9 protein-coding genes and 1 tRNA gene are annotated in these 10,869 nt (G+C 66.1%); 3 read left to right on the top strand and 7 right to left on the bottom strand.

Translation table 11 applies throughout. From position 1 onward, the window contains the following. Positions 1–8 precede the first annotated feature (8 nt). Genes CQ040_RS01930 through polA form a run of 3 tightly spaced genes read right to left on the bottom strand, consistent with a single transcriptional unit; the run spans position 9 to position 5,449 of the window. Positions 9–1,043: an LLM class flavin-dependent oxidoreductase gene (locus CQ040_RS01930; protein WP_105525366.1), complete on the bottom strand. Its 1,035-nt coding sequence runs from the start codon at positions 1,041–1,043 to the stop codon at positions 9–11. Positions 1,044–1,097: 54 nt separating this feature from the next. Continuing rightward, the gene (locus CQ040_RS01935; protein WP_105525365.1) at positions 1,098–2,774 is read right to left on the bottom strand and encodes a DUF885 domain-containing protein; all 1,677 of its coding nucleotides are present in this window, start codon (positions 2,772–2,774) and stop codon (positions 1,098–1,100) included. A 41-nt stretch (positions 2,775–2,815) separates the two neighbouring features. After that, positions 2,816–5,449 carry a DNA polymerase I gene (gene polA / locus CQ040_RS01940; RefSeq protein ID WP_181156679.1) on the bottom strand — a complete coding sequence of 878 codons (2,634 nt, stop codon included), beginning with the start codon at positions 5,447–5,449 and terminating at the stop codon, positions 2,816–2,818. Between the two features lie 45 nt (positions 5,450–5,494). On the opposite strand from polA, the gene CQ040_RS01945 reads away from it, so the two are divergent. Then, positions 5,495–5,923 carry a hotdog fold thioesterase gene (locus tag CQ040_RS01945; RefSeq protein ID WP_105525363.1) on the top strand — a complete coding sequence of 143 codons (429 nt, stop codon included), beginning with the start codon at positions 5,495–5,497 and terminating at the stop codon, positions 5,921–5,923. Here the strand turns inward: CQ040_RS01945 and CQ040_RS01950 are convergent. Both CQ040_RS01950 and CQ040_RS01955 read right to left on the bottom strand, forming a co-directional pair. Then, complete coding sequence (locus tag CQ040_RS01950) at positions 5,898–6,473, bottom strand: GNAT family N-acetyltransferase (RefSeq protein WP_181156677.1); 576 nt, start codon at positions 6,471–6,473, stop codon at positions 5,898–5,900. The genes CQ040_RS01945 and CQ040_RS01950 overlap by 26 nt on opposite strands. 2 nt (positions 6,474–6,475) lie before the next feature. Further along, a complete protein-coding gene (locus CQ040_RS01955) occupies positions 6,476–7,096 on the bottom strand; it encodes an ANTAR domain-containing response regulator (protein WP_017830602.1) in 621 nt (206 codons plus the stop codon). A 100-nt stretch (positions 7,097–7,196) separates the two neighbouring features. On the opposite strand from CQ040_RS01955, the gene CQ040_RS01960 reads away from it, so the two are divergent. Beyond that, a tRNA-Leu gene (locus tag CQ040_RS01960) sits at positions 7,197–7,279 on the top strand. An 89-nt stretch (positions 7,280–7,368) separates the two neighbouring features. Continuing rightward, positions 7,369–8,628: a S9 family peptidase gene (locus CQ040_RS01965; RefSeq protein WP_105525362.1), complete on the top strand. Its 1,260-nt coding sequence runs from the start codon at positions 7,369–7,371 to the stop codon at positions 8,626–8,628. A 4-nt stretch (positions 8,629–8,632) separates the two neighbouring features. Here the strand turns inward: CQ040_RS01965 and CQ040_RS01970 are convergent, their stop codons facing one another. Together CQ040_RS01970 and pyk are read right to left on the bottom strand one after the other, a co-directional pair. Continuing rightward, positions 8,633–9,319 (bottom strand): triacylglycerol lipase, encoded by a 687-nt coding sequence (locus CQ040_RS01970; RefSeq protein ID WP_105525361.1) that lies wholly within the window; start codon positions 9,317–9,319, stop codon positions 8,633–8,635. Positions 9,320–9,399: 80 nt separating this feature from the next. Further along, entirely contained in the window at positions 9,400–10,848 is a 1,449-nt protein-coding gene (gene pyk, locus CQ040_RS01975) for a pyruvate kinase (protein WP_028501855.1), read from the bottom strand. Positions 10,849–10,869 lie beyond the last annotated feature (21 nt).

Raw genomic sequence — 10,869 nt, forward strand, 5'->3', positions numbered from 1 at the left:
CGATGTCGTCAGTCCTGGGCGTCGAGGATCCGCTTGACCCGCGGGATCACCTCGGTGCCGTAGAGCTCGATGCTGCGCAGCATCGATTCGTGCGACAGGGTGCCCGTGGCGTACTTCAGGTCGAAGCGGCCGAGCCCCAGGGTCGTGATCGTGTCGGCGATCTTCGCCGCTACTCGGTCCGGCGAACCCGAGTAGATCGCTCCTTCGGGCCCGACGTCGTTCTGGAAACGTGCGCGGCTGTAGGCCGGCCATCCCCGCTCACGGCCGATGGTGTTGTTCATCGCCTCGAATCCGGAGTAGGCGGCATCCCATGCTTCAGCATCCGTCTCGGCGATGTGTCCTGGCGAATGCACGGAGATCGGGTGCGACGTCGTGCCGAAAGAGGCGACGGAACGGTGATACAGATCGACGAAGGGCTTGAACCGATGAGCCGGACCGCCGATGATCGCCAGCATGAGACCGAGGCCGTGGCGTGCGACGCGCACCACCGACTCAGGGCTGCCGCCGACGCCGACCCAGGTGCGCAGACCCTTCTTGGTCTTCGGGAAGACGTTCGCGTCCTCCAAAGAGGCACGCATCGTTCCCGACCAGGTGACGGGCTCTTCCTTGAGAAGCTCGACGAACAATTCGAGCTTCTGCTCGAAGAGCGCGTCGTAGTCGCGTAGGTCGTACCCGAACAGAGGGAACGACTCGATGAAGGAACCGCGGCCGAGAACGACTTCGGCTCGTCCGTTCGACACCGCGTCCAGGGTCGAGAAACGTTCGAACACCCGCACCGGGTCATCCGATGAGAGCACCGTCACCGCGGTGCCGAGTCGGATGTGATCGGTGCGAGCCGCGATCGCGGCGAGGACCATCTCCGGCGACGAGACGGCGAACTCCTTGCGGTGATGCTCCCCCACCCCGAAGAAGTCGACACCGACCGTGTCGGCGAGTTCCGCCTGAGCCACGACGTTGCGGATCGTCTGAGCGCCGCTGAGGAGCTCTCCATCCGTGTCTCTCGTGATGTCGCCGAAGGTGTCCAGCCCGAATTCGATGCTCATGTCATCCCTTTCCATTCAGGTGAATGAACACGAGTCGACCCCGCCGCATTCCCGTCAGCGTGGAAGCAGCGCGGTGCGCAGCGTGTCGAGGCCGACGCCGCCCATGTCCAATGCGCGCTTGTGGAAGTCCTTGAAGGAGAAAGCGTCGCCCTGTTCGTCGCGGACCGCGTCGCGGACCTGCTCCCAGATGCGCTGTCCGACCTTGTAGGACGGCGCCTGTCCGGGCCAGCCCAGGTAGCGGTTGACCTCGAACTGCACGAACTGGTCGGACATGTTGACGTTGCGGCGCATGAAGTCGAGGGCGTAATCCGCGTCCCACACCCCGGTGCCGTCGAGACGGGGCTTGCCGAGGTGCACACCGATGTCGAGCACCACGCGGGCCGCGCGCATCCGCTGTCCGTCGAGCATGCCGAGTCGGTCAGCCGGGTCGTCGAGGTATCCGAGCTGCTCCATCAGGCGCTCGGCGTACAGTGCCCACCCCTCGGCATGCCCCGAGGTGCCGGCCAGCAGCCGGCGCCAGGAGTTGAGTTCGGCGCGGTTGTACACGGCCTGTGCGATCTGGAGGTGGTGTCCGGGCACGCCCTCGTGGAAGACCGTGGTGAGTTCACGCCAGGTGTCGAACTCCGTGACGCCCTCGGGAACCGACCACCACATGCGCCCGGGACGGGAGAAGTCGTCCGTCGGACCCGTGTAGTAGATGCCACCCTCCTGGGTGGGCGCGATCATGCACTCGAGAGTACGGATCGCCTCGGGGATGTCGAAGTGCGAAGCGCCGAGTTCGGCGATCGCACGATCGCTCGTCTCCTGCATCCACTTCTGCAGCGCCTCGGTGCCGACCAGCTTGCGGGCGGGGTCGGACTCCAGGTGCGCCACGGCCTCCTCGACGGAAGCACCAGGGAGGATCTCGTTCGCGATCGCGGTCTGCTCCGCCACCATGCGCGCGAGCTCTTCACGACCCCACTCGTACGTCTCATCGAGGTCGATCGTCGCGCCGAGGAAGCGGCGGGAGTTCAACGCATACAACTCACGTCCTACGGCGTCGACCTCGCCAGCCGCGGGCGCGAGCTCTTCCGCGAGGAAGCGGCGCAGCTCGTCGTAGGCGACACGTGCGGCAGCAGAGTTGTCGGCGAGGGTGCGCGCGAGAGATGCAGGCAACTGTCCCTGGTCGGGATCGGCATCCGCGACGAAGGCGGCGAAGAAGCCATCGTCTGCGGTGTAGCGGTCGATCTGCGTCGCCACTTCGACGACCTGGCGACGCGCCGGCATGACGCCTTCGGCGATCCCGGTCCGAAGAGTCTCGACGTACCCGCGGAGGGCGTTGGGGACAGCGGCGAGCCTGGTCGCTATCACGTCCCAGTCGTCGACGGTCGCGGTGGGCATCAGATCGAATGCCGCGCGCACATCCTGCGCCGCCGACGCGATGACGTTGAGGTCGCGCAGATGCCACTTCGCGTCGTGCAGCTCGAGGTCGAGACGAAGTTCCGCACTGAGGTCGGTCTTGGTCACCTCGTCGATCGCATCGACAGGCTCGAGCGCTGCGAGCTTGTCGAGCGTCGTGCGGGTCGCCGCGGCGATCTCTTCGTGCCCTGCGGGGCTCAGATCGCCGAAGCGGTCGTTCACCTCATCGCGGCCGATGTACGTTCCGAGCGTGGGAGCCAGTACCGCGATCGTGTCGACCCATTCATCGGCGACGGCGTCGATGGCGGAAGAGGTTCGGGGAGCTGAAGTCATAGCTGCCAGCCTAATCCCCGGCCCCCTTCCACCGCCGGACCTCAGTGCGCGGCTTCGTTCCAGTCTCGACCGCGTCCGACTTGCACATCGAGCGGCACCGAGAGCTCGGCAGCGTCACCCATTCGCGCTCGCACGATGCGCTCAGTCGCCTCCCATTCCCCCGGCGCGACTTCCACGACGAGTTCGTCATGAATCTGCAGCAGGGCGCGAGAAGCGAGCCCTTCGGTTCGGAGATCGTCGTGGATGTGCAGCAGCGCGATCTTCATGATGTCAGCGGCACTGCCCTGGATAGGGGCGTTGAGGGCCGCACGCTCGGCGTTCTCGCGCAACACGCGGTTGGGGCTCGCGAGATCGGGGAACGGACGGCGGCGGCCGAAGATCGTCTCGGTGTAGCCGACCTCCTTCGCCTTCATGACCGACGCACGCAGGTAGTCACGCACGGCGCCGAAGCGCGCGAAGTACTCGATCATGAGTTGCTTCGCCTCGGACTGCTCGATGCGAAGCTGCTTGGAGAGGCCGAACGCCGACAGCCCGTAGACGAGGCCGTATGACATCGCCTTGACCTTGGTGCGCATGGCAGCCGTGACATCGCTCGGCTCGACTCCGAACACCCGGGCACCCACGAAGCGGTGCAGGTCTTCCCCACTGTTGAACGCCTCGATCAGCCCCTCGTCGCCCGAGAGGTGCGCCATGATGCGCATCTCGATCTGCGAGTAGTCCGCAGTCAGCAGCGCCTCGTAGCCCTCGCCGACCTCGAACGCGCTGCGGATACGGCGGGACTCCTCGGTGCGAACCGGGATGTTCTGCAGGTTGGGGTCGGTGCTGGAGAGGCGCCCGGTCTGGCTTCCGGTCTGCACGTAGGTGGTGTGCACGCGGTGGTCTTCGCCGATCGCCGTGTCGAGCGATTCGATGATCTGACGCAACTTGGTGGCCTCGCGGTGCTGCAAAAGCAGGCTCAGGAACGGGTGCGGGTTGCTCTCCTGCAGGTCGGCGAGCACCGCGGCATCCGTCGAATAGCCGGTCTTGGTCTTGCGGGTCTTCGGAAGCTCGAGGTCTTCGAACAGCACCTCCTGCAGCTGCTTCGGCGACCCCAGGTTGAACTCACGCCCGACGACCGTGTATGCCTCTTGAGCGAGCCCCTCGGCGCGCGTGGCGAGTTCGCCGGAGAAGGTCGAGAGCACCTCGTGCGAGACCGCGACACCGGCGACCTCCATGTCGGCGAGCGTCAGGAGCGTCGGCAGCTCGATGTCGACCAGTACTTTGGCGACCGACTCGGGGATGTCTTCGCGGAGGGCGTCGGCGACGCGCAGCGCGAACCACGCCTCCTGCGAAGGCGTGGCCCCCTCTGTCTCGGGCACGAGCTGGGTCGGATCGGCCTCCGGAAGCTTCTCGCCGAGGTAGCGCTCGACCAGGTCGGCGAGCGTCTTGTCGGGGAAGCTGGGGCGCAGCAACCATCCGGCGAGGCTCGTGTCATAGGCGAGGCCGCGCAGACGGATGCCCTGGCGGATCAGCGCCTTCACCTGCGGCTTCGCGTCGTGGAGCACCTTCGGTGCGTCTGACTCGATCCATCCGCGCAGCGCGTCTGCAGCGGCCTCCGACCAGTCGGTCTCACGCAGCTCCGTCACCGTGGCAGCACCGATCCGAACCGGGACTCCCCCCTGCGTGGTGAGGCGAAGCGAGACGTCGCCCTCCTGTGCGGCCACCCAGGCCGCGAGATCTGCCGGCGAGACCTCAGCAGGGACGGGCAAGACGACGAGCGATGCGGGGTCGTCTGCCACCTCTCCTGCCCCGACGGCCTCGAACACGCGAGGCAGCAGCGTGCGGAACTCGAGGCGCGCGAAGATGTCACGGACGGCCTGGGCATCGATCGGCGCCACGGCGAGGTCGGCCGGTCCGACAGGAAGCTCGACGTCGGTCAGCAGGCGATTGAGCTTGCGATTGCGCCGGACATCTTCGATGTGGTCTCGCAGGTTGCCGCCGACGACACCCTTGATCTCATCCGCGCGGGCGATCAGGTCGTCGAGCGAGCCGAACTGGGTGAGCCATTTCACCGCCGTCTTCTCGCCGACCTTCGGCACGCCGGGAAGGTTGTCGCTGGTCTCGCCGACGAGAGCCGCGATGTCGGGGTACTGCTCCGGGCGGACGCCGTAGCGCTCCTGCACGGTCACCGGGTCGTAGCGCTTGAGCTGCGAGACGCCCTGCACCGACGGGTAGAGCAGCGTGACGTCGTCGTTGACGAGCTGGATGGTGTCGCGGTCGCCCGAGACGACGAGCACGTCGAACCCCTGCTCAGCACCCTGCGCAGCGAGCGTCGCGAGGATGTCGTCGGCCTCGATCCCCTCCTTCGTCAGGACGGGGATCGACATGGCTGCGAGGCAGTCTTGCAGGAGGGGGATCTGTCCCTTGAACTCCTGCGGAGACTCCGACCTCGTGGCCTTGTACTCCGGGTACTCATCCGTTCGGAAAGAGTGCCGCGAGGTGTCGAAGGCGATCGCCAGGTGCGTCGGCTGCTCGGCCTTGAGGAGATTCACCAGCATCGACAGGAAGCCGTAGATGCCGTTCGTGTGCTGGTTGTCCTTGGTCGTGAAGTTCTCGACCGGAAGGGCGAAGAAGGCACGATAGGCGAGCGAATGGCCGTCGATGACCATGAGGGTAGGCTTTGCGGAGTCCGTCACCCTGTCAGCCTAACGAGGACGACAGACACCCGCTGAGGAGGATGCATGAGCGACGTCGCGATGAGCGAGGGACTCGACTGGGCCACGGCCCGCGGAATGGGCGCCCTGGCCGAGAAGATGGGCATGCAGTTCCTCGAATTCAGCGTCGAACGCTGCGTCGCGACCATGCCCGTCGAGGGCAACACGCAGCCTGTCGGTCTCATGCACGGTGGCGCCTATGTGGTGCTCGGCGAATCACTCGGTTCGATGGCCGCGAATCTGCACGCCGGAGCGGGCCGACTCGCCGTGGGTGTCGACATCAACGCCACCCACACGCGTTCGGCGACCTCGGGCGTCGTCACCGGGGTGTGCACGCCGGTGCACCTGGGTAGGAGCATCACCGTGCACGAGATCGTGGTCACCGACGATCAGGGGCGGCGCTGCTCCACGATCCGCATCACCAACATGATCAAGGACCTTCCCGCCGCGCGCTGAGCGGTTCCTCCAGCAGACGTTGGAACAGCAGGTGATCCTGCCACTCCCCCGCGATCCGGAGATACTTCGGCGCGAGTCCGATGCGTTCGAAGCCGTTCCCTGCGAGCACGCGCTGAGAGCCGAGATTGTGTAGCAACGTCGCGGCCTGCAGCCTGTGCAGACGCAACTCTGTACGCGCGTAGTCTGCGACGTGCGCGACCGCACGACCCGCGAGCCCTCGACGTAGCCGTGTGGCATCGACCCAGTAGCCCAGGTCGGCGCTCCAGAAAGCACCGCGGACGATGTTGTTGAGGTTCATCCGCCCACGGATCTCGCCGTCGGCGGATTCGATCACGAAGCGGATGCTGCGCCCGGCGGCCGCATCAGCCACACACTGCTGCGCACTCTGCTCCTGTGAGGCGACGGTGAAGAACGCCTCGGTGCGAGTGGGCTCCCACGGCGCCAGGTGCTCACGGTTCGAGAGGTACGCCCTGGAGAGGGCGGCCCCGTCACCGATGCGGACCGGCCGCAGGATGTGCTCGGTGTCGAGCCGGAGGATCCCGGACGTCACCACTACTTCTTCGGAGCGAGCTGCTCGATGATCGCCTTCGCGACATCCTGCATGGTCAGACGACGGTCCATGGACGCCTTCTGAATCCAGCGGAACGCCTCAGGCTCGCTCAGGCCCATCTTCTCGTTGAGCAGGCCCTTGGCCCGGTCGACGAGCTTGCGGGTTTCGAAGCGCTCGACCATGTCGGCGACCTCGGCCTCGAGCGTGATGATCTGCTCGTGGCGCGCCAACGCGATCTCGATCGCGGGCAGAAGGTCGTTCGGGGTGAACGGCTTCACGACGTACGCCAGCGCACCGGCCTCGCTCGCACGCTCGACGAGCTCCTTCTGGCTGAACGCCGTGAGGAGGACCACCGGTGCGATGTTGCCCTTGTGCAGCTTCTCGGCGGCGCTGATGCCATCGAGCTGAGGCATCTTGACGTCCATGATGACCAGGTCGGGGCGCAGCTCGGTCGCCAGAGCGACCGCAGTCTCGCCATCACCGGCCTCACCGACGACATCGAAGCCATTGTCGCGGAGGATCTCGACGATGTCGAGACGGATCAGCGACTCATCTTCGGCGACGACGACGCGTCGGGGTGCGGATGACGTGGGCTGCTCAGCCTGCTCTTCTTGCTCTGTCACACATCCATCCTAGTGGAGTGCCCCTGTCAGCAGGCCGTAGGTGGTCGGCGCGGAGGATCGCGCCTCTCTCCTACGCTAAAGTCGTAGACGCGACACACGAGCCGGCGTGGCGGAATGGCAGACGCGGAGCACTCAAAATGCTTTGTCCGAAAGGGCGTGTGGGTTCGAGTCCCACCGCCGGCACCCTCGATGAGAGTCCCCTCGACGGAACCCGACTCTCCGATCAGCGATCCGCGTCCCCGGAACCTTCCGCGATGCGCTAAGAAGTCGTTATGCACAACGGTGATGCCACGCCGGCGGCACACGCCAGGCGACCGAGACGCCGGCGAAGCGCCCTCATCATCATCGGCGCCATTCTCATCCTGGCGCTCGTGCTCATCGCAGCCGAGGTCACGCGCAGGACCCTCGCCGAGCAGCAGGACGCGCGGACCGATCCGGCCTTCTACGCGCTCCCCACTCCCCTGCCCAGCGGAGATCCAGGAGAGATCATCCGCATCGAGCCGATCGAGAGCGCACCGATCGACACCACCGCGTGGCGGGTGATCTACCACTCACGCGACCTTGCGGGGGTGGACATCCCGGTCTCGGGCATCGTGATCGTCCCGGATGGGCCCGCTCCCGACGGCGGACGCACCGTGGTGTCCTGGGGCCACCCGACCACCGGCGCGGCGACACAGTGCGCGCCGTCGCTCGGGCTTGATCCGTTCCAGTACATCGAGGGGATGCATGAGCTGCTCGCCGAAGGGTACGCAGTCGTGGCCACCGACTATCCGGGGCTCGGCGTCGACGGCGCCTCGTCGTATCTGCTCGGCATTCCGGAATCCAACAGTGTGCTCGACATCGTCCGGGCGGCACAGCGGATCGACGATGCGGACGTGAGCGACCGGGTCGTGCTGTGGGGGCATTCGCAGGGCGGACAGGCGGTGCTCTTCGCCGCTGAGCGTGCAGCGGAGTACGCACCCGAGCTCTCTGTCGAGGGCGTCGCGGTGGCGGCACCGGCGGCGAATCTGAATGCGCTGATGACCGACGACATCGTGAACCTCTCCGGCGTCACGATCGCCTCCTTCGCGATCCCGGCGTATGACGCCGCCTACGCCGAGCAGTACGGCTCCTCAGCGATCACCGACATCCTCACACCTGCAGGGCTGTCGGCGACGCCCGACATGGCCGCACTGTGTCTGCTCACGCAGAACAAGGAGATCCATGCGATCGCCGACCCGCTCGTCGGCGGATATGTGCGAAGCGATCCCGCGACGACGCAGCCGTGGCAGACGATGCTCCAGGAGAACAGCGCGGGGAACAGCCCCATCAGGGTTCCCGTCTTCGTCGGGCAGGGAGAAGCAGACCAACTCGTGCTGCCGAGCGCGACCGAGGGATACGTGAAACTGCTCTGCACGCAGAACGCGGACGTGACGTTCCACCGCTATCCGGGTGTCACCCACGGTCTCGCCGCCTATGCCGCTCTGCCGGACCTGCTCCTGTGGCTACCGACATTGGACGGAGACCGTCCGTCGGCCGACGGCTGCGGCTGAACGGCTACTCCGCCAGAACCGCGAGCTCTGCCAGGACGCGGGGATGCGCGAGGATCCGGAAGTGCCCACCCGTGTCGAGACACACGTTCTTCGCACCGGCGAGTTCGCTCCCCTCAGGAATGTGCGGATCGAACTCCGCATAGACCGAGACGATCCGCTCGTTGACGGCGAGCTGCTGCCCGAGACCGACGATGGATGGATCTTCGGGTGAGAACTCCCGCAGCGTGCGGGACAGCATCAATCGGGCGTACCGCGAGCCGACGAACGGCGTCGCGATCGCCAGCATGGAACGTACCCGCGCAGCGGCCGGCCCCGTCATCACGAGCTTCCCCGCCAGGCCGCCCTTGCTGTGCGCGACGAGGATCACGTCGGTGAGTCCGTGCTCTTCCAGGAACACCGCCACAGCCGCAGCCATGTCGACCACCGGACGCTGATTCCGATGGAGCGTGTCGACGATGTGGACCGGATGCCCGCGTTCGTGCAAAGCCGCGACGAGCGGCTGCATGAACTTCCAGGTCTCGTAGACACCGGGAAGCACGACGATGTGGGCGGCTTGTCCGGAGGCGAAAGATGCAGGATCGGTGCGGTCGAACATCGCTCGGATCTGCCAGTACCCCGCGTACGCATAGTCGGCGATCCACCACCCCGCGTTCCTCAGCACACCGATGGCGTGCTCCTCGGACGACGGCACAACTCCATGAGTGAAAACTACCCGAAGCGCACGGCAGAGGGGGGCGGGACCGAAGTCCCGCCCCCTCTGGATGCTGTGCGTCAGACGCCGGCCTTGTAGATCGGAGCTGCACCGCGGATCGCATCGCCGACCTTGTGTACACGGAGGTCGTTCGTGGATCCGACGATTCCGGGAGGGGAACCGGAGATCACGACGACCTTGTCCCCTTCCTCGGCGAGTCCGTTGCCGAGCAGATACTCGTCGACCTGGTGGTACATCAGGTCGGTGTGCTGCACCATGTCGACCAGCGTCGAGCGGATGCCCCAGGTGAGGGCCATGCGGCGACGGATGCCGGGCTCCGGCGTGAAGGCGATCATCGGGATGCGCGAGCGCAGGCGGGAGAGGCGACGAGCGGAGTCGCCCGACTGCGTGAACACGCAGAGGAACTTCGCGTCGACGAACTCGGCGACCTCGAGAGCGGCGAGGGTGATCGCGCCACCCTGCGTGCGCGGCTTGCTCGTGAGCGGCGCGATGCGCTCCAGGCCGTGCTCCTCGGTCGACTCGATGATGCGGGCCATCGTCTCGACGACCACGACCGGGTAGTCGCCGACGCTGGTCTCACCGGACAGCATGACCGCGTCTGCACCGTCGAGCACCGCGTTCGCGACGTCCGAGGTCTCGGCGCGGGTCGGCACCGGGCTGTTGATCATCGACTCGAGCATCTGCGTGGCGACGATCACCGGCTTCGCCATGCGGCGGGCGATCTCGACGGCGCGCTTCTGGACGATCGGCACGGCCTCGAGCGGGAGCTCGACACCGAGGTCGCCACGGGCGACCATGATCGAATCGAAGGCGTCGACGATCTCTTCGAGTGCGTCGACCGCCTGCGGCTTCTCGACCTTGGCGATGACGGGGACGCGCACGCCCTCCTCCGCCATGATCTCGTGCACACGGGTGACGTCGGATGCGTTGCGCACGAACGACAGCGCGATCAGGTCGGCGCCGATGCGCAGACCCCAGCGGAGGTCGTCCTCGTCCTTCTCGCTCAGGGCGGGAACGTTGACGGCGACACCCGGGAGGTTGATGCCCTTGTTGTTGGAAACCGCTCCGGCGACGATGACCTTGGTGGTGACGGTCACGCCGTCTGTCTCCACGACCTCGACGCGGACCTTGCCGTCGTCGATCAGGAGGAAGTCGCCAGGCTTGACGTCTTGCGGCAGACCCTTGAAGGTCGTTCCGCAGATGTCCTTGTTGCCGATGATGTCTTCGGTGGTGATCTTGAAGATGTCACCCTTGGCGAGCTCGTAAGGACCGTTCTCGAACTTTCCGAGGCGGATCTTGGGGCCCTGCAGGTCGACGAGGATGGCGACCGGGCGACCGGCATCCTCAGCAGCACGACGCACATTGGCGTAATTGTTCTCGTGCACGGAGTAGTCACCGTGGCTGAGGTTCAGTCGAGCGACGTCCACCCCCGCATCGATCAGTGCGCGCACCGTCTCATAGGTGGAGGTGGCGGGGCCCAGGGTGGCGACGATTTTCGCGCGTCTCAAAGATTTCTCCAGGGTAGAAGT

Source organism: Microbacterium sp. MYb54 (genome assembly GCF_002979515.1).
Classification (GTDB): domain Bacteria; phylum Actinomycetota; class Actinomycetes; order Actinomycetales; family Microbacteriaceae; genus Microbacterium.

Bases quoted from the DNA above. Each gene is read 5' to 3' on its own strand.
- CQ040_RS01965 (WP_105525362.1), top strand. From the start codon at position 7,369: ATGCACAACGGTGATGCCACGCCGGCGGCACACGCCAGGCGACCGAGA.
- CQ040_RS01930 (WP_105525366.1), bottom strand. From the start codon at position 1,043: ATGAGCATCGAATTCGGGCTGGACACCTTCGGCGACATCACGAGAGAC.
- CQ040_RS01945 (WP_105525363.1), top strand. From the start codon at position 5,495: ATGAGCGACGTCGCGATGAGCGAGGGACTCGACTGGGCCACGGCCCGC.
- CQ040_RS01935 (WP_105525365.1), bottom strand. From the start codon at position 2,774: ATGACTTCAGCTCCCCGAACCTCTTCCGCCATCGACGCCGTCGCCGAT.